Origin of the sequence: Mycolicibacterium alvei, from assembly GCF_010727325.1 — a bacterium.
Lineage (GTDB): Bacteria > Actinomycetota > Actinomycetes > Mycobacteriales > Mycobacteriaceae > Mycobacterium > Mycobacterium alvei.
In genome coordinates this window covers 201,078-222,350 of record NZ_AP022566.1, presented here as the reverse complement: position 1 = coordinate 222,350, position 21,273 = coordinate 201,078, and the positions used below count along the sequence as shown (strand labels likewise).

Below are 21,273 nucleotides of genomic sequence, written 5' to 3'. Positions count from 1 at the left end.
CAAATGCACGGTACCGATCCGCCGCTGCGCGGGCTCGGCGTGGTATTTGCCAGGATCGGCCGCGGGTGTTGAAGTCCGATGCTCGGCGGGTGGTGTCGCGGGTGCAGGCGCACGCGGCCGGTATGGGCCTGCGTGGGGCCCGCAAAGCGGTGCTGGCCGCCGTGCTGGAGCTGCTGCCGGGCCGGCACAGCCGGATCACTGATGACGCGGTGCGGCTGTATCAGTTGGCTGATCTGATCGTGGAGGCCGGCGGACGCCGGTACTGCGACAAGACGATTGGGCGTGCGCTGGCCTCTCTGGCCGCCGACGAGCTCGTCGACTACATCCCGGCCCGCGGCCGCGGAAACCGGGCTCTGGTGGCCATCCACCGCCGCTTCGTCGACGACATCGAAGTACTCCAACGCGACGAAACCGGCCGTGTCATCGTGCCCGCGAGCGCTGAATCCGTCACCTTTCTGAAGCCCCTTCCTCTTATAGGCCAAAGGCCAATTACCCCCCTACCCCCCGCAGCACCGACACCCAGGCCACAAGCGACTCTCGACCGACGGGGGTAGAAATTCATCCCGACGAGGTCCGCGAGGTGTTCGCGGCCCTGCCCGAGGCCTACCAGGGCCTCGGGACCCGCACCCGGTGGCGTCTCGGCGGTCTGATTCGCCGCCAGCTGGGCCGCGGCTGGCGCCCCGGCCAGGTCGTCGCGATCCTGGCCGCACCCCTGCCCGGAGGGGTGAAATCGCCACTGCACCTAGCCATGTGGCGCCTAGCCAAGAACCAAATCGGCTCCGGACCACGCTTGGCGCCGCTGCAGCAGGCCTGGGACGCCCGCGCTGCGGCGGCGGAGCGGACCCGCAGCGACCAGGCCGTGGAGCGGTCGCTCGCCGAGGTCACCGAGGCCACCACAGCCGATCAACGCGACCACGCGTTACAGGCGGCGGCGGTCCGGTTCGGGACGATCACCAACCCCAAGACGGCGCTGGTGGCGGCGGCGAGGGCCGCTGCCCGCAGGTTCCCCGGCCAGGCGCTGGCCACCGCGTTGGGCCGCTGGGCCGAGACCATCCTCGAGGAACGGTCCGCGGCCGACGAGCGGCCGGCGTCGATCGTCCCGGACCTCGGTGTGGAGCTGGCCATGAGCACCGTCACCGGCCACTGCGTGAACTGCCAATGCACCCCGGGCACCCTGCGCACCAAGCTACCCATCCCGGTACCAGTGTGCGACACCTGCTGGGCGGCCAACGCCGAACCCGAGTTCGAGGAGGACTCCGCAGCGTGAAGCCTTGGTCACTTGCCACCGTTGATACGAATGTCGTACCCGCAGTGGATGATCTAGCGGCATGAACACTATCCACAGCAGTAGCACGATTGAAGCCGGTTACCGGCAATGGCTCAAAGAGCAACGCCGCATCCAAGCCAGCGATGAGTTGACGCCTCTGGAGTGGCGGTGGCTGATCCGTGTGGTTGCCGCAAATCTGACAGTTGGGTCTGCTGCACGAATAGGTGACATCTGAGTTGGCTTGCCCGTGCTGGGCGAGCTGGAAGGATGTCCTTGTGCCCAGGCCCTATCCCCGTGAGTTCCGCGACGACGTCGTCCGCATTGCCCGCAACCGCGACGACGGTGTGACGATCGAGCAGATCGCCACCGATTTCGGAGTCCACCCGATGACCCTGCACAAGTGGATGCGCCAAGCCGACATCGACGAGGGCACCAAGCCTGGTAAGAGCACCGGCGAGTCCGGTGAGCTACGGGATGCGCGGCGTCGGATTAAGTTGTTGGAGCAGGAAAATGAGGTCTTGCGCCGGGCCGCGGCGTACCTGTCGCAGGCCAATCTGCCGGGAAAAGGCTCTACCCGCTCGTAGGTGAGCTCGCCGCTGACGGGATTCCCGTGGCGGTGACGTGCCGGGTACTCAAGCTCGCCCGCCAGCCCTATTACCGCTGGCGGGCCAATCCCATCACCGACGCGGAGGTCGTCGAGGCCTACCGCGCCAACGCGCTGTTCGACGCCCACGGCGAGGATCCAGAGTTCGGGTACCGCTACCTGGTCGAGGAGGCCCGTGATGCCGGTGAGCCGATGGCCGAGCGCACCGCCTGGCGGATCTGCGCGGACAATAAGTGGTGGAGCGTCTTCGGCAAAAAGCGCGGTAAGAACGGAAAAGTGGGTCCGCCGGTGCACGATGATCTTGTCGAGCGCGACTTCACCGCTGGTGGTTCAAATCAGCTGTGGCTCACAGATATCACTGAGCATCGCACCGATGAGGGCAAGCTCTATCTCTGTGCGATCAAGGACGTGTACTCCAACCGCATCGTCGGGTACTCGATCGACTCTCGGATGAAGTCCCGGCTGGCCACCGCAGCGCTCAGTAGTGCGGTGGCACGCCGCGGTGATGTGGCCGGTTGCATTCTGCATTCCGATCGCGGATCTCAGTTCAGGTCAAGGAAATTCGTGCACGCCCTCGGCCGCTACGAGATGGTCGGATCGATGGGCCGCGTCGGGGCGGCCGGCGACAATGCGGCCATGGAGAGCTTCTTCGCCCTGCTCCAGAAGAACGTGCTCGATCGCCGCCGGTGGAGCACACGAGAAGAGTTGAGGATCGCGATCGTCACTTGGATCGAACGGACCTACCATCGGCGCCGGCGCCAAGCCGGACTCGGGCGGTTGACCCCGATCGAATTCGAAGCGATTATGACCGCACCGGCCAGTCAGGCCGCGTGACCGAAACTGTCACCTGATCGTGCAGCAGACCCGAGTGAACGAGGGTTAGGTTGGCTTGCTCCGCCGTGGTGGGGCTCCACCATCCATGTCCGTCACCAACATCTTCTGGTCGCCAAGAACCCGGTCCGCTATACGGCGGCTACCTTTTCGTGCGGCCTGTTCATGGAAACAAATTCCGAAGTGACCGCGATCTAGTCCTGTGGCTGAGCGAGGTAGTCATAGACCAGCTTGCGAAGCAACTTCGCCGGACTTGACCCCTGCGCGCGCGCTCGCGCGCTGAAATCTTCCTTCACCGACTCAGGCACGCTCGTCTTGAGCGCTGGCGAGTGGCTACCGTCGCCCCCGAGAGACTTCCCCCCGGGGATGAGGTTCTGCTCGCGGCGAGCTTTGCCATCGGCCACATCCGAAGTCTATCGAGGCCCAGGGCCCAAATCGACAGCCGCGCCCGGCGCCCAGCTAGTCGACTCCCTACGCTGCGCAAGTGCTACTACTTGCTGTCAATGTGCTGCAGTTTGGCTGTCGGTGTGGGACGCGCGAATGGCGCGCAGATCGGTTGAATCCGCAACGAGCCAGCGAATATCCGCAGGCAATGCATGCAAACGGCAGACTGGGCCGCGGAGAAGAATTGGGCAAAGTTTCGACGAAGCGCTGGCAGGCGTTGCCGTAGCATGTGTAGCAGATGCAACGGTAAAGGAGTATCTCAGCATGGAGAACGCGCGCCCGGATCACGGCGCCCTGTCCACGGCGGACCACCGGTCGACGCTGACGATTCACGTCGGCGCGGAAGCGTATCCATTTCCAGCCGTCGGTGGGCCGGTGGTGATCGGCCGCGAGTATCCGGCGCAAGTCCAAATCCCGCACGCGGGTATCTCCAAATCACACCTGCGGATCGAAGAACACCACGGACGCTGGACAGGGATAGACCAGAGTTCCAACGGCGTGTTCGTCAATGGCCAACGCCGATCGACGCTCGACATCACCGACGGGCTGACGGTTTACTTGGGCCACCCAGAAGAGGGCATCGCCGTCAGATTCAGCGTCACCGATGCGACCGATGCCGACGTCGGCGACGACGTCGACGATCTGGGCGATGGCGCCGAGGAAACATCCGAGCGCGCCGCAGAAGACACCGCCAACATCACCCGCGCCGGCGCCGCCGTCGCCGCTCGACGCGAACAGCTGCGCATCTCGCAACGCAGCCTGGCTCAAGACAAAATCATCAATGCCGGCGCACTGATCGCCTTCGAGAAGGGCAGGAGCTGGCCCCGGGCAGCCACGAGGGCGCGGCTCGAGAAGGTTTTGCAGTGGCCGCCCGGCACAATTGAGCGGCTTAGAGACCATGTGGAGGATGAGCCGGACCGGGCAGAAATGACCGGCGGGACAACGACGATCGAAGCCAGGTTCATGGCAGAGGCGGTCGAAGTCGCCCTCAGCACCATCAATTCGACCATCGCAGACCTACCAGACGCTGCCGACCCAGACTTCAACTACCGGGCCGCAAGCATCCTTGCCGACTTGCGCAAGCTGGAAACGGTCGCCGCCAAGGCGGCGAAGAGCACCACCGGTGCACCCAACGTCGTGCTGGTTCTCAGCCAAATCCGGCACGCTTACCGGGAACTCATGCTGCGGGCCGCCGATGCGCCCAACGCCACCCTGGGGCAACGTCTTTTTGCCGCCCGCCACAGGGCCAACCTCAGCGTCGACGAAACCGCGGCTGCAGCCGCGGTCACCCCAGAAGTGATCGCCGCGGCCGAAGCCGATGCGGCACTGGCCGAGCGTCACATCGCCGCCATCGAGTACCTCGTCTCGGCGCTGGCCGGGCCGCGCCGCTGAACAAATCGAGCGAGAGCAATCCATATCCGGCCCAGGCCGCGAACCTGGCCGCCCCGCCGTGTCCAGGTCTGGGTTCGCGGCAGCAAAAACTGGTGCACAAGAGGGCGCGCGCCTGGAACTAGAGTGAACGTTGACCGTCCAAGCCGGACAACACGAATGCGCCGACCAGGCGCAGTCTCACAAGGGGGAAGCGATGACTACAGCAACTCGATGCGCGCGGATCGTCGGCGCCGCGGCGCTGGCCTGCGGAGCGGTGTTGGGGGCTGCGGCTGGCCCCGCCGCGGCCTGGCCGATCCCGCTGACTTCCGACGAGATCAACTACCTCAATGCCACCAGAGGCGTTTTCCCGGGAGACGATGACCAAAGGCTGCTTGCTGGCCGCCAAATGTGCCGCGGCCTGTACACGGGGCAGTCCGCCCAGGCCGTGATCAACGCGGCGGCAGCGCAATACGGTGCTTCACCGGATCAGGCGTCGGCGGCACTCGGCGCTGCGCGCGGCACTTTGTGCACGCAGGCGCCCGGCTGAGCCTCCCGCCGGCGGGTCCGACCCGGGTGGGCCGGGTCAGGCCCGCGGTTTCTCAGTGTCTGGGCTCGTGGCGGATGCTGAAGTCGTCGGACAAGGCGGCGGCGAGTTCGGTGATCCTGCGCCGGTAGGTACGTCCGAGCGATTCCAGCCGAATCTCAGGATCGTGGGCGATGTGTCTATCCCACGGCAACTCGATCACCCGGTGTGGTGACAGGTGACGGCCGAACTGGTCAATGACAACGTCCAAGTCGACATTCGGCTTGTCCCGGGTGACGTGGTTGATCACCAGGCACGCGCGACCGAGTACGTCCTGAAAGTTGTTATTGCGCAACCATTCGAGTGCACTCGCGGCTTGCTTCACACCGTCAAACGACGCATTGGCAACCACCACGACGCTGGCTCCGGAGGCCAGTACAGCCTGCGTGGTGTCGTCGAAAAAGCTATTCCCGCAGTCGGAGAGGATCAGGTTGTAGTAGGGAGCGGCCGCCTCAACGGTGCGATGCCAGTCTTTTCCGTTGAAAGGCCGGGCCATCCGGCTGTAGTCCGGGGAGGCCAATACCTCCAAGTTCGCGGTGTTCATCTGCGTGTAGCTGCGAATTGCGTTGTAACGCACCAATTCGGGATCCGACAGCAGCTCAGAAACGGTCGCCTCGGATTGGCGCGGTGTGCGATCGCCGAGATTTCCGGCGTGCGGGTCGGCATCGACGCTGAGGATCCGGTCACCTCGAACGTGGCTGAGGAGCGATCCGAGCGCGATCGTCACCGCGGTCCGGCCGGCGCCGCCTTTGAGGCCCAGGACACCGATCTGGTAGGAGTCGCGCGCCGCGCGACGAATTCGCGCGTGAAGATCACGTTCGTGCAGCTCATCTCGGGAGGGGCCGAGGTTGATCTTGGCCACTGAGTGCAGGACCCGGCGCCATCCCTGCGTCGGAGGTAGGACGGCACGCGGCGGAGTCGCTAGCACGACACTGGGCAGAACACCGTCGTTGACACCGACGGTGGGCTGCTGCTGTGGTGGCGGCGGTAGTGCGGGTGCTGGCGGGCCCTGCGGTTGGGCTGGTGCGGCGGGTTGCAGATACTGCCCGCTGGCATGCCGGCTGGTCGGGGTGATCTCGTAGTCCTCGGCCGAGGGCATCAGTCCGGGACTGGGCATCGGCGGGAATAGGTGGGATTGCCACAGTGAGTCACTGTCATTGATGCGGGAGGGCCAGCCGTTCGGCTCGGTGAATAATCGATCGTTGTCGGCCGGCGGTTCGGTAGTGGCTCTGGCGGCGGTGCTGTCGGCAAGGGGACCCAGCATCGGCATGACAAGCGTTTGGTCGGCGGCAGTATTGAGTTCGGGGGCACGGCGCCGACCTCCTTGCGACGGAGTAGCGGCCTGCGGTTGTGGTGGGGTGGGGTCGTTGGTCGAGTCGGCTGGCTGATCGCCATTGGCAGAGGACATCTCGAACCTTTCAGGTCGTCGGACAGCGCTGTCGTGAACCCCGTGGAGGAAGCGCCCTGGCGGCGCTGCCAAAAAGACCGCGCCGGGCGGGACCTATGCTGGCCCGCCCGGCGCGTACCCCTCAAGGTGTTACTCAGAGGCTAATTGCATGCCCAGGTGGCGATCCAGCCACCGCCGCCGCGCAGCTGGGCGAGGGCGGCGTTCTGGGCCTCGATGAGGGTGCGGCCAGAACCGCCCTGGAAGCGCTCGGAGTTCTCGGCCACTGCACCGCATTCGGTGAATGTGGTCAGCGTCTTGCATGAGGTCCAGCCGCACGCGTAGATCGCGTTGGTGATGGCGTCCTCGCGAGTGGGGTAGTCCCATGCTCGGCCGTAGGAGCCGTTGGGGGCGTAGGCGATGGATCCGTAGTACAGGGCGGCGTTGGCTGCCGGCGTACCGACGATGGCTGCTGACACGGTCACACCGGCGACAGCGACCGCGGCGCCGTGGCGACGAACATTGACCTTCATGATGGATTCCTTTCTGGAGGGCCGGTGATGGCGGCCCGAAGAATGTGGGTAGGGGACGGCTAGACGGGCTTGGTTGCGGTGACCTGCTTGTTGAAGTCAGACAGCGTCAGCGTCACCGTCGCGTCGTCGGTGGCGTTCATCTGCGCCTTGAGCAGGCGGTGCGGGTCGTCGTTGGCGATCCAGACGGTCACCGGCAGGTCCACCGACTTTTCGGGTGCCACGTTGGAGCCGGCCAGCACGAGGACGTCCTTGGATGTGGAGGTACCGGTGACCTTGGTGGCCTTGACCCCGCCGACGTCTTCGGTGCCTTCGTTCTTGGTGTCTTTCAGATTCGACAGCAAGGTGGCCAGGCCCATGTTCGGGTCCAGCAGTCGCGTCGGGTTGTAAAGGGCGGCGCTGCCCTCGCCGTAGTCGGTCCACACGCCGGGCTCTGCCACGTCGGAGTACAGGTGTCCGTCAACGAAAATGAGCTTGGCGTCGACGGTGTTGTCGCGGCTGACCTCGACGTTGGCCGATCCGGTGGCCACCGGTGCGGGCTTGGTCGAGATGTCGCCAACGACCTTGGACACCTTGAGGTTGGGAACCTTGCCTTCGGCGGTGAGTTCCAGGTGCAGGCCGGTGACCTGCTTCATCGCGTCGGCAGATTGCTGCACCAGCGCGGCAGCGTCGCCGCCGCTGCCCTCACCGGCGGGACCGGATTCCTTGGAATCGGTCCCACATGCTGTGAGCATCAGCGCTGCCGCAACGGTTGCCGCTACGGCGGCACGGATCCCGACCTTCATATATTTCCCCTTCTGTTGGTTCACAGCAATGATGGTGCTGTGGGCGTACTGCTTGGTGCGCTCAACTTCCCGCTTAGCGTAGCTAACACTGGCAGGGATCAAGTGCACCAGTTTTCGCTGGATTTGGTGCAATGCAATCCGGGAACGAGGTGCTATAGATGAGTCCCCGAACCGCAGCACCTCCGGCTAGCCGATGCGCTCGGCGATCTTGGATGCGATGGCTTGGGCTTGCTGGCCGCCGGCGGCCGTGCAGGTCTTGACGTCGATGACGACGTTGGAGTCACTGGACAGTGACCGCTGGCAGACCCGGTCGGTCTCCTTGAGCTCTACTGCGATCTGGCCCTCGGGGGACTCCAGGGCTCCTACGGCGATCTCGCGAGCCGGCTCCGAGCCCACTGTCAACGTCACCGTGGTGGACGCGCAGCTCATCCACGCGGTGTTCTGGGCATCGTGGAAGCGTGCGGCGTCCTCGGCGTTGACGAAGCTGACGACGAACTGCTCCACCGTGGTCTTCGGATCACTGGTATCGGTCAGCAGCTGCCCGGCCAATCCGGTGAAATTCGCGTCACGGTAGGTGACCTGGTTGGCCGGATCGACGACGCCGGTGCACTCGGCAGGAGTGGCGGTATTGGCGCGCGGTTTGCCCACCGTGACCGGTGTCGCCGACGAAAGTCCCGGGACCCCCATCACATCGGCGACCTCGCCTGCGGCCAGCAGCAGCCCCGGCAACGCGGCGGCGTCGACCGGCTTCTGATCTGGTGCCGGGCCTTGGGCAGGTGCGCCGGCCATGGGGCTGGCGCTACGGGTGCCGCTGTCGCGGGTCACCACGGTCAGTCCGGCGATCAGAGCCGCGATCAGCAGCAGCGCACCGCCCCCGATGACCCATCCGGGCATCCCGCTTTGCCCGCTGCCGGCCGCGCCGGTGTGCGCCGGCAGCCGCAGCCGCCACCGGACCACCGCGATCGCGGCCAAGCCGAGGACCAGCAGCATGCCCATGTCGAGCAGCCACCACATCGGTTGGTGGCGCCACAGAACGTCATCGGAGGTCATCAGCGGGGCCACTGCCAACAGGTCGATGGTCGATGCTGACGCGGCAAAACCCCACCGGGCGGGTAGCAGCCACGACGCCTGGTCGAGTCCCACGCGTCCGGTCACCGGAATCATGCCGCCGGAGAACACGATCGCCAGCATGATCATCACGACCAACATTGGCAGGATCCACTCGTTGGTGCGTGCCAGCGACGACAACGCCAACCCGACGATGGCCGAGACGATCGCGGTCAGTGCCAGTGACACGTAGAGCTCGGCGACCGGATTGCCCAGCAGTACCGCACCTTGGGTGGGTCCGCCCTTGCCGGCCACCACGATGGCGGTCAAGACTGCGACTTGCAGTGCCGCAGCGACGCTGTAGATGACGATCTTGGCGGTCATGTAGGTGCCGGCGAACAGCCCGACGGCCTGCTCCCGACGGAAGATCGGACGCTCGCCGACCAGGTCACGGATCGTCAGCGCGGTGCCCATGAACACCGCGGCGATGTTGAGCAAGATCAGCAACTGATTCGGCTCGCTGGGGGCATCACCTCCGACGTCGGCCTTGCCCAACCCGACATCGCCGGGCACCGCCAAGGACAGCGCGCCCAGGATGAATGGCAACACCGCCAGGAACACGAAATAGCCGCGGTCGGCAAAGATCAGGCGCACCTGGCGACGGGCCAGCGTCAGAATCTGGCGTAGCCGGCTGGTGTGCGCCGGCTCGCCCAGCGGCCCTGGCGGGGCAGCTGGTGGCGGTGGCTGGTTGGCCGCGGGGTTCTTCGACAGATAGAACCGGTGCGCCCCATCAGGATCGTTGGCGACCCACGTGTAGATGTCAGCCCAGTCGTTGGGGCCAATGGTCGAGGAGTTGCCGGTCCCCATCGTTCGAGCGATCGCCGCCGGGGGCCCGTAGTACGCGGTCTTGCCACCCGGTGCCAGCAGCAAAATCTCATCGCAGACATCGAGGTAATCCAGCGAGTGAGTGACAACGATGACCACGCGGCCCGCGTCGGCCAGCCGCCGCAGCATCGCCATCACCTGTCGGTCTAGGGCTTTATCGAGACCCGAGGTGGGCTCGTCGAGGATCAGCAGCGAAGGCCCGGTCAGCAACTCCATGGCAACGGACACTCGTTTTCGCTGCCCACCAGACAATGTGTCGACGCGCTTGTCGCGATGCTCGGTGAGCTCCAGCTCAGAAAGAACACGATCAACGACCGCGCGCCGATCCTTGCGGCTGGTGTCTGGCGGAAGCCTCAGTTCGGCGGCGTAGCTCAACGCCCGCTGCACAGTGAGCTGGCGATGCACGACGTCGTCTTGCGGCACCATGCCGATACGCGAACGCAACGAGGCATATTCGGCATGCACGTTGTGTCCGTCGAAGGTCACCACGCCGGAGCTGGGCACGTTGGCGCCAGACAGAATTCTGCTGAACGTTGACTTACCTGCCCCCGACGGTCCGATCACCGCGGTGAGGGTGCCCGGCCGTGCCGCGATCGACACGTTGCTGAGCAGCTGATGCCCGTCGATGTTCAACCCGATCTGGGAGGCCTGCAGACCACCGGTTTGTGGGCTGGCTTGGCGCGGAACCAGCGTGGCGCCGGTAAAACTGAGGTCGGTGTTGCCGATCGTGACCACATCGCCAGGTGCGAGCAGGGCCCCGGCGACGCGGTTGCCGTTGACGAAAATGCCGTTGCTCGAAGCGTTATCGCGGATCTCGATGCCCGCGGGTCCTTGTACCAGGAACGCATGGACGCGCGATGCCAGCGCGTCGTCGACCACGACATCGCTGCTGGCCGAACGGCCGACGGTGCGCGCCCCTGGAGGGGCAGCCGTAGCCGGGCGCGCCGGCAATGCCTTCTTGACCACTCCGGTCAGACGGCCCACCAGATCCGGTTCAGGTTCCGGCTGAACGGTGCGGTGCGCGGCCGGGACCTGGTCGTACGACGGCGCCGGCGGCCGCGGCGGTGTCGCATACCCGGCATGAGGAACAGGACCACCTGTTGGCCGGGGCGCCATCGGTGCGTGCGTCGGCGGTGGAGCAGCCGGATATCCCGGCGGCGACTGCGGCGCGGCGGAGGGCATGGGTGCGCGCGGCGGCGGGCCCACTTGTGGTCCACCGTGGGGCGGCCCGGGAGGCTGAGGCGGTCGCGGTCCGCCGGCCAGCGGCGCCGGCCCGGGCTGTTGCGGGCCCCGTGCTGGCGCGGCAGGTCCGGTAGGCCGCGCCGGTGGCGGTGGCGGTGGCGGCACCGACCGGGCGGCCGGAATCTGCTGGCTGGTCACCCGAAACGTCAGGCGGGGCCCTTCGGGTGCGCCGAGTGCCACCGCCGTGTCGTCGTTGACCACCACGTTCGCCGCCCGCGTTCCACCGTTGAGGTAGATCCCGTTTCTGCTCTTGTCGATGACGACCCACTCCGGGCCCTGAGCGCTCAGCACGGCGTGGATGCGTGAGATGGCCTGCTTCCCAGGGGCCTCAACGCGAATGTCGGCCTGCTCGCTTCGTCCGATCGTCACTTCACGGCCGGGCGCGAAGGTGTACATCTTCGAGCCCAGCCATACCGTCAACGGTGCGGCCGAGGATCGGGGCGCAGGGGTCACCATGGACTGGGTCCTTTCGGGGGTTGGTCACACGTCAACTCGTCGGAACACACGAACGGCCGGTTCATCGCCGCCCGCTGAACAACAGTCGATTGCCTTCGGCAAGAGTGTCAGGCGCGCCCGCCGCGGTCAGTGCCGCCATCACCGTGTCGCGGCCGGCGCCGTCGGTCAACGGGTCGAGGGCCTGGCTGATGGCGCGGACATCGGCCATGGCGCGCTGCAGGGCGGTGGTGATGATGCCGCCCAGAACGGTGGTGGCGGTGCCGGTTTGAAACAGGTCGACGATGGTGCGGGTGACAGTGGTCACCGGCAGCCCGTCGACGCAATCCCATTCGACGGCAGCGGTGGCGGTGTGCAGCTGGACGTACTGGATCGTGGTGCGTCTGGGCGCGGCCACCGTGTAGTCGAGCAGTGGGGACTTGGCCCGGGCCAGTTGATAGACGACCGCGGCCGCCGACATGTGCGATACCACCGCATCGGGTGTTCCATCGCGCAGAGATTGCACGCGTTCGGAAGCAAATCTGCTGGCGTTGAGCGCCAACCAATGCACGCGCAGCGCTTCGTGGGTCGCTTCAGTCGGGGTGCCGGCGAACCGGTACACCCCGCGCGCCTCGGCATGACTGATCCGGCCGGCCGCGGTGAGTTGGGTGAGGCGTTTCTGCGTGAGACCGAGGCGGCGCGCTTGTCCGGTGGTAAACAATCCCCACTGGTCAGCCGCCCGGATCGCCAACGCAGCTTCGGCCTCTTTGCTGCGCATAATCACAGAATGTACCCAAATGTGGGTACTTCGCTGTTGTGAATCCTGGTCGAGGCGGTACTTTTGCGGGGATGCTGCGCAGGATTCGAGGGTTACGGGGGCGTGGTGCGTCAGCACCACGGGCGTTTGTCATGGCGCTGTGCGCGGTGATTGTCACCGCGGGATGCAACAGTGTGGTCGACGGGTCGGCGTCCAAGGAGACCGGGGCACCGGCAGCCGGGGCTGCTGATCCAGCGCTGCTTGACGTGGGCAATTACCCAACTAAGCCACGCCCACCGCTGGGCACCTCAGGGGTCAACGGGGCGATCATCGAAGGTCAGCGGATGGCCGACTTCGTCACTGGCCCCTGGGAGGTCGACCCCGCCCTGATCGAGGGCTACGGCTTCGGCGCCATGGTCCTTCGGAACGCGCAGCCGCTGAAGAACACCTTCTCCAGCGAAATCGTGCAAGCCATCGGCGGACCGGACTTCGTCAACGGTTTTGTCACTGCCCGCTCTGTCCACGGCAGCAAGATCGTCATCAACTCCGTATTGCGGTACCGCACACCGGAAGCAGCGAATGCTGCAGCCGAGGTGTTGGCGCGCGCAGCACTGGAGTCCAAGGTCGCCACCCCACCGATCGAGACCACGGCAATCCCACGCCATCCTGAAACGTCGGGTGTCAGCCACGTTTTCGTCGACACGGATTCGGACCGACGCTGGTCGGTGGCGCAGGGGGTCACTGCGCACGGACCCTACGTGTTGCTGCAACAGGCCGAATCCACCGACGGGCTGGACCCCGCCCTCGAATTGATCGCCAAGACATTAGATCTGCAGGCTCCGCTGATCGATCAGTTCCAGCCCACCGACCCCGAAAAGTTCGCTGACCTCCCGAGGGATCCGACTGGCCTGCTGGCGCGCACCTTGCCGGTGCCGGACAAATCGGCCACGATCGTGCAAAACGCCACCTTCGGGCAACACGGAACATTGCACTTCCAGTCCAACCCGGTGACCTCGGCGCCGCTGTTCAACGAAACTGGAATGGACACGATGGTCCGAGGGATGACCACCCTCTACCAGACCAAAGATGATGCCGGGGCGACCCGGATCGCGGCGGCGTTCATCGACGAGACCGCCGCGGTCAGCCGACCCGCCGACCCAGTTGAGCACCTGCCCGGGTCACGCTGTTTGCAGATACCGTCGGGCAGCTTCTACTGCACAGCGGCCGCCGGGCGCTACGCCATCGAGTCCAACGCCACCCAGTTGCGCGACGCTCACCAACAGCTGGCCGCGCAGTACCTCATGGCACTGGCGAAATGACGATGATGCGGACCAGGCAATAGAAAGGGATTGAGCGGCAATGGCTCTCAACGTCGGCGAGGTGGTCGCCGGCTACACCATCGAAAGTGTCCTCGGGGCCGGTGGCATGGGCACGGTGTACCGGGCCAGGCACCGCACCCTTCCGCGCAGCGACGCTCTCAAGGTGCTCAGCGCTGAACTGTCCCAAGACGAACAGTTCCGTACCCGATTCCTCCGGGAAGCCGACCTGGCTGCCTCCCTCGACCATCCCAACATCGTGGGGGTCTACGACAGGGGCAAGACCGACGATGGTCAACTGTGGATCGCGATGCAGTACGTCGCCGGCACCGATGCGGACAAGGAACTGCGCGACAAGAAGATGACCCCGGCCCGGGCGGTGCACATCATCACCGAGGTGGCCAAGGCCCTCGATTTCGCGCACCGCCGCAACATCTTGCACCGCGACGTTAAGCCCGCCAACTTCCTGCTCGCCGAGAACGACGAACGAATTTTCCTGGCTGACTTCGGCATTGCTCGTGCCGTCGACGAAGCGGTCGGGTTGACGCAAACCGGGATGGTGATGGCCTCGGTGGCCTACGCCGCCCCCGAAACGCTCAGCGGCGAAGGCGTGGACCATCGCGCCGACATCTATGCGCTGGGATGCTCATTGTTTCGGCTGCTGACCGGAAAGACACCGTTTTCCAGTGCTTCTGGAGGCATGGCCGCCGTCGCTGCCGGTCACCTGTCAAAGCCCCCGCCCCGAGTCACCGACGAAGCACCGCACCTTCCGGCGGCACTCGACACCGTGGTGGCGATCGCCATGGCCAAAGACCCCTCGGCCCGTTTCCGGACCGCGAGCGAACTGGCCGCGGCGGCCGCCGCAGCTCTCAACGGTGAGGCCACCACCCCCGTACAACGACCGCGGGCAAGCGGCACCCAGCAGTGGTCGACCTCATCGCAGCCGCCGGGCCCCTCGCACGCGGCCCCGCCCTACCCTCCGGGGCCACCCACAGGGTCTGCCGCCTTGACCTACCCGACCAATTTCGACAGCGGCCCCCATGCCCGCACTGCCGTTGCTGGCCAGTACCCGGGACCGCCCGCAGCAGGACAGCACGCACGGGTGGCCCCCGGGCCGCCCGCCCCACCCGCCCGGTCAGCACCGCCAACCAAAGGTCGGAGCAACAAGAAGCGGTGGAGCATCATTGGTGCTGCGGCCGCGGTCATTCTGCTGGTCGCTGCGTCCACGACCTACTTTCTGACCGGCAGTGGGCAACCGGACTACCAACCGCAAACGTTTGACCATTCCCACGGATCCACCGAGCTCAAAGCGGCACCGAGCGCGGTGGCAGCCCTGGGAGCCGGCGACGCCGATGCCGTGTTGGCACTGGGCCTCACACCGGTGGCGATCACCGCGCCCAACGGCAAGGTGCCCAGCTGGCTGGAGGACAAGCTCGGCAACGCGACCGTGGTCAGCTTCGTCGACACCGCAGCGATCGCCGCCGCCAAGCCCGACGTCATCATCGCCACCAGCGATATCGATGACGCCACCTATCAACGGCTCTCGACCATTGCCCCCACCATCGCCCGCCCCAGCCAGAGCGGAGAATGGAACTGGCAAACCCAACTAAAGTGGGTGGGACGAATCCTGGGCCGAGAAGGCGCGGCTGAGGAGAAAATCAAGTCGGTGAGCGATCAGCAGACCGACTTGAAGAACCAGAACCCAGCATTTAATGGGAAATCAATTGAAGCAGTGACCGTCTCGGACGGCGGTGTCGCCGAGATGCTCACTCCCTCAAACGCCGCTGACTACCTCGAAGGCCTTGGCTTCCGCTACAACGACGACCTGCGCCGCAAGCCGACCGATACCGGCGCTACTCGGCCAATGCCTGAGACCAGCGCGGTATTCAGGATCAAAACCGATGTACTACTCGTGATTCGCAGCGACGCCGCCGCAGGTGGTGGTGGGTTCGGTGGTTTGCCCAACGAATTCAAGTCCTACCTCGGAACAATGGTGATCGTTGACAATCCAGACACCGTCGCCGCGTTGGCTGAACCAGGGGGAGTTTTGGCTACTGATTTCTTGAACGGGAACCTGGTTCCAGACCTCGCCCGGCAGATCAAATAGATTCACACACAACGCAACACGAGACGTATAACGAAGACAAGCCCGCAGACAAACATCCCGGGTTGGTGATCGCTGGACCAGGGCAACGAAGGCCCCGGGGGGAAGCGATGGCCAGCTAACGCACCGATTCGGCCCCGCCCAGCTGGTCAACCTGCCGATCGAACTCCTTGAGGAGCCCTCGATGCCTGACCTTGAAACCGAGGAACAGGTCAGAGCCTATTTGTCCCAGATCTATTGGGGCGTACCGTTTGACGTCCATAGGTTCGAAGGCGGATGGATCTGCAAGGAAGGGCTGCCACCGCACGAGAACATGGGACGGGGCCTCGGTGCGGCGAGCCTGATAATCGACTCCGACACCAAAATCGTGACAATGCAGTCGAGCTTGCCAATGAACACGGTGACCGAACGATATTCGAAAGCCAAACGCAACGGCGAGCGGTTGCCCGGCCGCCAGGTCTACCCATATCGGTGGGAGATCACGCTGCAGCGTTCCCGGGAAGACGAACACTCGGTCGACTACCACTTGACGGTTCTCGCTGTCCGCCGCCCAGACCGTGGCCCCGCGACTCGCGTGTTGACCATCGACAAGCAGACCCTGCGTGTCACGCCCTCAGATCAACTCACCCGACGGGTCCGCGACCATATCGAATGGGCGAGCCGGCGCGAGGAAGGCGGCTGGCCGCTGAACGGCGTCACCCACCTGTAACGGCGGCCTGACCGCGCCAACTACTTCGAAGTCACGCGCTTGGCGATCGCGTCGACGAGTTCGTCTATGCGCAGCGGAGATCCGGCGTAGTCGCACACCCGTACGTCGATGACCACGTTGCGCTGCACCTGTAAGCCGCGGCCACAGCCCCAGCCGGTCCCACCCATGCGCACCCACTCGATCGTGGTCATGCCTTTGGCGGATTCCACTCCGAACACCCGCATGACCAACGTCTGGCCCGCGGTTGTGCCGACGGAGACGTCCGAGTGGGCACACTGATTCCATCGCGCTGTCTCAGCGTCGAAGAACTGCTTGGCCCCGGCGCTTCCGGGAAATGCCGCCACGCCTTGCATTACGGCCTTGCGCTCACGCGGCTGCCCATCGGCATGCTCAATGACCTGAACGATGCTGGCGGAGTAGCCCGATCCCTCGTAGGACCCTTTTTCCAGTGGCCCATACACGCCGACGCAGTTCGCCGGCTGTGCGTCATCGCCGGCGTTATTACCTTCCTCGGCAACGGCCAGCCCCTGGGTGTAGAGCATGTGGTTGAGCTTGTCGGTGCTCAGCAGCAGATTCTTGATCGTGGAGGGATTCACGGTCTGCTCCTCGGGGCTTGGGGCCGCGGTGGTGGAGCTGGGGGTCGGCTCTGCTGGTGCGCCCTCGGAGGGCTCAGCGGTCGATGGGGTGCTCGTCGACGAACCGCTGAACTGGTTGTAGACCAGGACCGCGGCGGCCGCCACCAGGACTGCGACTGCCACGCAGGCAACCAACAGGGCGGGGCTACGCCGCGACTGTGGCGCCGGCGCTGGCGGAGGTGGTGGGGGAGTGACACTAGGCCACCCCGGTGTGCCACCAGGCTGTTGCCACGGCGGTGTGGGCTGCCCGGCGCCGGCCCAGGGTGCGCTCGAGTCGGCCCCATGAGTCGGGGCTCCCGGGCGGGGCACCTGCGGGCGTATCACCGTGGCGTCTTCGCTCGGCTCCGATCCGTAGCCGCTGTTGCCTGTCATGGAATCTGTCCTCTATCGCCTTGAGCGTGCAATGTGGGCGTAGTCGCAGTGGCAGGGATGCCGGCCGTGGCGCCACAAGTGCCCAGTCAGTTTCGGCTGTCGGTGGGAACCCGATCCCAGCCGTGCTGCCGGTCACGGCTGGGATCGGGGTGCTTGTTAGCGCTTGCCGGTGATCTTTTCTCCGATGTCACGCACCATGGTGAACGCCGCGCTGCCGGGGTTGTCCGAGCACGCTCGAACATCGATCACCACATTGGCCCGAACCGTCATGTTGCGCCCGCACATCTTCTTGGGTGCGTCCTGAATCATCAACGTCTGCAGCATCGGTGCATCAGGATCAGATTCGTCGTTGTTGACCGCGCTGGTCTTGACGGTGTTGGTGTCCGAGCTCTCCGGACTTGAAATGGTGAGCGTCGTGAATTTGCATTTGGCCCAATCGTCGGCCTGGCGGTCAAAGAACTGCCTGGCCAGCTCGGCAGTTTCGAACGACGCGACCGCCTGAATCACCGTGTGCGGCCCCTTGTTGGGATCGAAAACTGCTTGCGCGGCGAACCCTGCCTCGCCGCCGTAGACCATGGTATGGGCAGGGGTGAACACGCCGGTGCATCCCGGCGGATCCACACTCACGCCGGAAACGGGCTTGGTCGACAGATCGCCCGGCGTCATTCCGGGGCTGCTCATTCGGGTACTGACCACGTCAGCGGTGAGCAAGAGCTTGGACAGGTTCGCCGGATCGACCAACCCGCCGGCGCCTGCGCCACCGGTGGGGGCAGGAGTGTCGGTGGGTGAGGTGGTCTGCGACGAGGTGGGCGACTGCTCACCTGCCGGGGTGGTGGTGGCCGCGGCTGCCGTCGTCGTGGTGTCACTGGGCGTGGACTCGCCGTCGTTGATCCGCAGGAACGCAACCGTGCCGATTGCCAGGATGGCGATCGCTGCGACAGCGCCCAACGCGATCCCGAGCTTGGGGATGCCGCCACGTCGCGGACCGGAGGGCTCCGGAGCACCTGGGTACCCGCCAGTCGGGGGCGCCGGTGGGTACCCGCCACCGGGGCCAGCCGGGGGCCACCCTTGCCCCGGTGTAGCGGGCGGGGGCGGGCTTTGCCAGGGTGCCGCCGGAGCGGCCACGGTCGGAGTCCCTGGTGCGGGGGGCAGGGGCGTGTAGCCACTTGCCGGGCTCCCGTATCCGCCGGCCGGGGCAGTGGGCGGCGCATAGCCGGTCGAGGGTGGGGGAGGAGGCGGGGTGGGTGATGAGTAGCCGCCGGCGGGCGGGGGTGGGGTATTGCGCAGCACGGTGGTGCGTTCTTCGTCTGGGCTGGCCGTCGGCGGGGTCTGCTCACGTTGGCGGGCTGGCCAATCGACCGTCATATCCTCTGGCTGGTTGTCGCCGTCGTGCTTGCTCATTGCGTTGAAAAGCCTTCCCCTAGAACTTCATTGAAAATGTGGTGAGAGTGCTCACCAAGACTGATGTGGTCGTGCGCCGCGGCATGCATCCGCGCCTGGCTGGCCTGCTCCCTCCCGGGACGTACCGACCCGGTGAAAGGTAGCCAGGGTGCTCGACTACCGTGCCCCCGTGACTGGTCATATCCCAGCATGGTGATATCGAACACCACCCGATCTCGATCCGTGCCGCCGACTAGGCCGCAGGGACCCGCTCGGCGATTTTGGCAGCCAATTGTGGAGCCTGCGCGCTGCCTCTGTCGGTGCAGATCCGCACGTCGATGGCCACGTTGCGCGCAGAGGTCAGTGTGTGCTGGCAGCCACCGCCAGGAAAACCGCTCATCGAAACGGTGAGGACGCCGTTGGTGAAACTGGGATTGCGAATTTGCCACACCTTGTCGGCAACCCCCGGGTAGCGCAAGGTGACCGCCTTGTACTTGCACTGAGCCCAGCGGCCCGATTCCGTGCGCACGAACTCCTGGGCCTTCTGGTCATCGGGAAAGGTCGCCACGGCCTGGCTGACCGAAACGGAGAAGGTGTCCGGTGTTCCGTCGTAGAGGTCTTGAACCCGCATTGCCGTGTAGCCCGACCCGTCGTATCCCTGGTGCAGTCCCGGCGCCGCGACGCCGCCGCAATCTTCCTGGTCGCTGGTATCGCCATAGGGCAGAGCGGCGTCGTTGACCAGTGACAGCGTGCCCAGCAGGAGCATGTCGGACAGCTCGGTCGCGTTGGGCAGCAATGCGGGTAGATCCTGCGAGCTGACCGCCGCAGCAGCAGGCGCGGGGGCCGATGTGGACTGCTGGTCGGCGCCGGCCGGAGTCGAGTTTGGTGCCGCCGCGGGCGCTGCAGGGTTTGACTGGTCGTCGCCGCGCATCTGGATGACCACCATGGCCACCGCGGCGACAGCCAGGATGATGGCGGCGCCGGCTCCCAGCCAGGCGCCACGACCACCGCGCCTGGGCGCCGGCGGCGCCGCAGGAGAGGAGGCCGGCGGCCACGGTGTAGCCGTCGCCTGCCACCGCGGCGTCTGCTGCTGGGATAGGGCCTGAGGTGCCCCTGGCGACGGCGGGGCCGTCCAATTCGGGTGTTGCTGGTACACCTGCCCGTACTGGAGGGTCTGCTCGGAATCCTCGGAGTGGTCATATCCACCGCGGCCGGTCATCTCTGGTCCTCTGTTCGCTCGGTGATCATCTCGATCAGGAAGGCCGAAAGTTCGCTGCACGGCTGGGAGGCGTGCCCGCTGCAGGCCCGATCAGGTCGCCTCACTCCTCGGCCTGTACCTTTTCCCCGATCTTGTCGGCGACCGGGGTCACTACCGACGGCGCCAAGTTGTCACCGCATACGAAGAAGTCGATCACGATGTTGTTGCGTGACGCCAACGCTCGCTGGCATACCCAGCCGTCGGCGCCTTCTTGGACCTGGGACACGCTCAAGACCCCGTTGGATTCGTTGACTGCGCCGACCGACCAATACCTGTTCGGCGCGTTCGGCTCGTCGATGGGACGGTAGTTGACATTGCGGTTGGCGCACTTGTTCAGCTTGGGTTTGGCTGCAGCAATGTAGTTTTCAGCGGCGGCCGCGTCGTTGAATGACACCACGGTCTGGCCCAGTTTGGTGCCGTTTTCCGGGCTCGTCAGGTACTGGCGCCTGACAGCGGTGTATCCGCTGCCCTCGTAGCCTGCCAACGACCCGGGCCACATGATCATGCACTCCTGGTCGATCGCCGAGCCCGCTCCCATCCGTTCAAGCACACGCAAGCCGGTGTCCTTGCTGGGGCCCATGGTCGGCACACCGATAGCCGAGGCGGCCTCGGTCGGGCTCAAGAGCAACCCGGTCAACGCGGTCACCTTCACCGGCTCGGCCGCGGGATCCTCGGCAGTCTGGGCCGGCGTCTGATCCTGGGAGCTGGGCTCTTTGTCCTTGCCGAACGGGATCGCCATCCAGCCCACCAGGACTGCCACGATCAGGACCAGGACCCCGATGGCCACGCCCCACCATTTGGCCGATCCGCGGCCCCCGGGCGGCTGACCCGGAGCTTGCGGGTATCCGTTGCCAGGTGCAGGTGCGCTCCAGGCGCCCGCAGTGGGCTGTTGCCAGGGCGCGACACCCGGGTGGGGAGGGTGGGGAGCGGGTGCCGAATGCGGCAGTGTGCCAGCCGAGGGGTGCTGGTAGGCGGAGTATCCGGCCTGAGCGGCCTGAGGGCGTGGCATCTGTTGAACCTGGACGGTGGCCTCTTCGCCGTGGCCGGCGCCGGCCTGGAATCGTGTGTCCATGGTGTCCTCTCTGGCAAGACAGTGGGGCTGAAGCGCCAGGTGGACCCAGGCTCCTCGTGCTACGCCACGGGACCCGGTAATCGAAGCAATTCCATCCTGTAACCGAAGCGTTGCTAGGACTATAACGCTCAAACCGTAGCAGTGCAACAGTTTGAAATGCTGCCGCATGCGTGGCGGGTGGAGCCTGTGGCCTCTGTTCTGGCGGCCGTTCATTGCGGCCCCGTCACGCAGCAGGGGACGGGTCAATCGTTTGGAAGTTGCGCCC

The 21,273-nt window shown here is 65.6% G+C and carries 16 protein-coding genes and 3 pseudogenes; 8 read left to right on the top strand and 11 right to left on the bottom strand.

Annotation, left to right across the window (positions count from 1 at the left end; translation table 11 throughout):
• The first annotated feature begins 65 nt into the window (after nucleotides 1-65).
• The 5 genes from G6N44_RS28645 to G6N44_RS28625 all read left to right on the top strand — a co-directional run bounded on the left by G6N44_RS28645 (nucleotide 66) and on the right by G6N44_RS28625 (nucleotide 5,064).
• Complete coding sequence (locus G6N44_RS28645; protein ID WP_163670662.1) at nucleotides 66-554, top strand: hypothetical protein; 489 nt, start codon at nucleotides 66-68, stop codon at nucleotides 552-554.
• Nucleotides 555-580: 26 nt separating this feature from the next.
• The gene (locus G6N44_RS28640) at nucleotides 581-1,267 is read left to right on the top strand and encodes a hypothetical protein (protein ID WP_163670660.1); all 687 of its coding nucleotides are present in this window, start codon (nucleotides 581-583) and stop codon (nucleotides 1,265-1,267) included.
• A 275-nt stretch (nucleotides 1,268-1,542) separates the two neighbouring features.
• Nucleotides 1,543-2,705, top strand: a protein-coding gene (locus tag G6N44_RS28635) for an IS3 family transposase (RefSeq protein ID WP_163670657.1) whose coding sequence is annotated in 2 segments (ribosomal slippage) — nucleotides 1,543-1,827 and nucleotides 1,830-2,705 — 1,161 coding nt in all. Because the reading frame shifts where the segments join, the coding sequence is not laid out codon by codon here.
• A 705-nt stretch (nucleotides 2,706-3,410) separates the two neighbouring features.
• Complete coding sequence (locus G6N44_RS28630; RefSeq protein WP_163670655.1) at nucleotides 3,411-4,538, top strand: FHA domain-containing protein; 1,128 nt, start codon at nucleotides 3,411-3,413, stop codon at nucleotides 4,536-4,538.
• Between the two features lie 193 nt (nucleotides 4,539-4,731).
• On the top strand, nucleotides 4,732-5,064 hold the full coding sequence (locus G6N44_RS28625) for a DUF732 domain-containing protein (protein WP_064915277.1): 333 nt from the start codon (nucleotides 4,732-4,734) through the stop codon (nucleotides 5,062-5,064).
• 52 nt (nucleotides 5,065-5,116) lie between these two features.
• Here G6N44_RS28625 and G6N44_RS28620 read toward each other — a convergent pair whose 3' ends face one another.
• The 7 genes and pseudogenes from G6N44_RS28620 to G6N44_RS28600 form a co-directional block, all read right to left on the bottom strand.
• Nucleotides 5,117-6,508, bottom strand: coding sequence for a MinD/ParA family ATP-binding protein (locus G6N44_RS28620; RefSeq protein WP_081285398.1), 1,392 nt, complete (start codon nucleotides 6,506-6,508; stop codon nucleotides 5,117-5,119).
• Between the two features lie 140 nt (nucleotides 6,509-6,648).
• Nucleotides 6,649-7,017, bottom strand: coding sequence for a DUF4189 domain-containing protein (locus tag G6N44_RS28615; RefSeq protein ID WP_064915275.1), 369 nt, complete (start codon nucleotides 7,015-7,017; stop codon nucleotides 6,649-6,651).
• A gap of 59 nt (nucleotides 7,018-7,076) precedes the next feature.
• Entirely contained in the window at nucleotides 7,077-7,799 is a 723-nt protein-coding gene (locus G6N44_RS28610) for an LppX_LprAFG lipoprotein (RefSeq protein WP_064915274.1), read from the bottom strand.
• A 186-nt stretch (nucleotides 7,800-7,985) separates the two neighbouring features.
• Nucleotides 7,986-8,531, bottom strand: a pseudogene (locus G6N44_RS29955) (sensor domain-containing protein); the annotation flags it as partial.
• 201 nt (nucleotides 8,532-8,732) lie between these two features.
• Nucleotides 8,733-10,877, bottom strand: a pseudogene (locus tag G6N44_RS29950) (ATP-binding cassette domain-containing protein); the annotation flags it as partial.
• 282 nt (nucleotides 10,878-11,159) lie between these two features.
• Nucleotides 11,160-11,369 (bottom strand): annotated as a pseudogene (locus tag G6N44_RS29945) (FHA domain-containing protein); the annotation flags it as partial.
• A gap of 121 nt (nucleotides 11,370-11,490) precedes the next feature.
• The gene (locus G6N44_RS28600) at nucleotides 11,491-12,183 is read right to left on the bottom strand and encodes a type IV toxin-antitoxin system AbiEi family antitoxin domain-containing protein (protein ID WP_074412559.1); all 693 of its coding nucleotides are present in this window, start codon (nucleotides 12,181-12,183) and stop codon (nucleotides 11,491-11,493) included.
• 146 nt (nucleotides 12,184-12,329) lie between these two features.
• Between G6N44_RS28600 and G6N44_RS28595 the strand changes: the two genes are divergently transcribed.
• From G6N44_RS28595 to G6N44_RS28585, 3 genes are all read left to right on the top strand, one after another.
• Nucleotides 12,330-13,481, top strand: a complete 1,152-nt coding sequence (locus tag G6N44_RS28595; RefSeq protein WP_131813242.1) for a DUF7373 family lipoprotein — start codon at nucleotides 12,330-12,332, stop codon at nucleotides 13,479-13,481.
• Between the two features lie 40 nt (nucleotides 13,482-13,521).
• Nucleotides 13,522-15,585 (top strand): serine/threonine-protein kinase, encoded by a 2,064-nt coding sequence (locus G6N44_RS28590; protein WP_163670650.1) that lies wholly within the window; start codon nucleotides 13,522-13,524, stop codon nucleotides 15,583-15,585.
• A gap of 181 nt (nucleotides 15,586-15,766) precedes the next feature.
• Nucleotides 15,767-16,291: an SUKH-4 family immunity protein gene (locus tag G6N44_RS28585; protein ID WP_131813257.1), complete on the top strand. Its 525-nt coding sequence runs from the start codon at nucleotides 15,767-15,769 to the stop codon at nucleotides 16,289-16,291.
• A gap of 20 nt (nucleotides 16,292-16,311) precedes the next feature.
• Here the strand turns inward: G6N44_RS28585 and G6N44_RS28580 are convergent, their stop codons facing one another.
• From G6N44_RS28580 to G6N44_RS28565, 4 genes are all read right to left on the bottom strand, one after another.
• Entirely contained in the window at nucleotides 16,312-17,049 is a 738-nt protein-coding gene (locus G6N44_RS28580; protein WP_064915326.1) for a sensor domain-containing protein, read from the bottom strand.
• A 405-nt stretch (nucleotides 17,050-17,454) separates the two neighbouring features.
• A complete protein-coding gene (locus tag G6N44_RS29750) occupies nucleotides 17,455-18,699 on the bottom strand; it encodes a sensor domain-containing protein (protein WP_163670648.1) in 1,245 nt (414 codons plus the stop codon).
• A gap of 232 nt (nucleotides 18,700-18,931) precedes the next feature.
• Nucleotides 18,932-19,897: a sensor domain-containing protein gene (locus G6N44_RS28570; RefSeq protein ID WP_064915425.1), complete on the bottom strand. Its 966-nt coding sequence runs from the start codon at nucleotides 19,895-19,897 to the stop codon at nucleotides 18,932-18,934.
• 100 nt (nucleotides 19,898-19,997) lie between these two features.
• Nucleotides 19,998-21,008, bottom strand: coding sequence for a sensor domain-containing protein (locus G6N44_RS28565; RefSeq protein WP_081285417.1), 1,011 nt, complete (start codon nucleotides 21,006-21,008; stop codon nucleotides 19,998-20,000).
• Nucleotides 21,009-21,273 lie beyond the last annotated feature (265 nt).

What these genes read in the sequence shown, in the direction of transcription:
- G6N44_RS28630 (WP_163670655.1), top strand. Translation starts at nt 3,411, where the DNA reads ATGGAGAACGCGCGCCCGGATCACGGCGCCCTGTCCACGGCGGACCAC.
- G6N44_RS28625 (WP_064915277.1), top strand. Translation starts at nt 4,732, where the DNA reads ATGACTACAGCAACTCGATGCGCGCGGATCGTCGGCGCCGCGGCGCTG.
- G6N44_RS28620 (WP_081285398.1), bottom strand. Translation starts at nt 6,508, where the DNA reads ATGTCCTCTGCCAATGGCGATCAGCCAGCCGACTCGACCAACGACCCC.
- G6N44_RS28615 (WP_064915275.1), bottom strand. Translation starts at nt 7,017, where the DNA reads ATGAAGGTCAATGTTCGTCGCCACGGCGCCGCGGTCGCTGTCGCCGGT.
- G6N44_RS28610 (WP_064915274.1), bottom strand. Translation starts at nt 7,799, where the DNA reads ATGAAGGTCGGGATCCGTGCCGCCGTAGCGGCAACCGTTGCGGCAGCG.
- G6N44_RS28600 (WP_074412559.1), bottom strand. Translation starts at nt 12,183, where the DNA reads ATGCGCAGCAAAGAGGCCGAAGCTGCGTTGGCGATCCGGGCGGCTGAC.
- G6N44_RS28590 (WP_163670650.1), top strand. Translation starts at nt 13,522, where the DNA reads ATGGCTCTCAACGTCGGCGAGGTGGTCGCCGGCTACACCATCGAAAGT.
- G6N44_RS28585 (WP_131813257.1), top strand. Translation starts at nt 15,767, where the DNA reads ATGCCTGACCTTGAAACCGAGGAACAGGTCAGAGCCTATTTGTCCCAG.
- G6N44_RS29750 (WP_163670648.1), bottom strand. Translation starts at nt 18,699, where the DNA reads ATGAGCAAGCACGACGGCGACAACCAGCCAGAGGATATGACGGTCGAT.
- G6N44_RS28570 (WP_064915425.1), bottom strand. Translation starts at nt 19,897, where the DNA reads ATGACCGGCCGCGGTGGATATGACCACTCCGAGGATTCCGAGCAGACC.
- G6N44_RS28565 (WP_081285417.1), bottom strand. Translation starts at nt 21,008, where the DNA reads ATGGACACACGATTCCAGGCCGGCGCCGGCCACGGCGAAGAGGCCACC.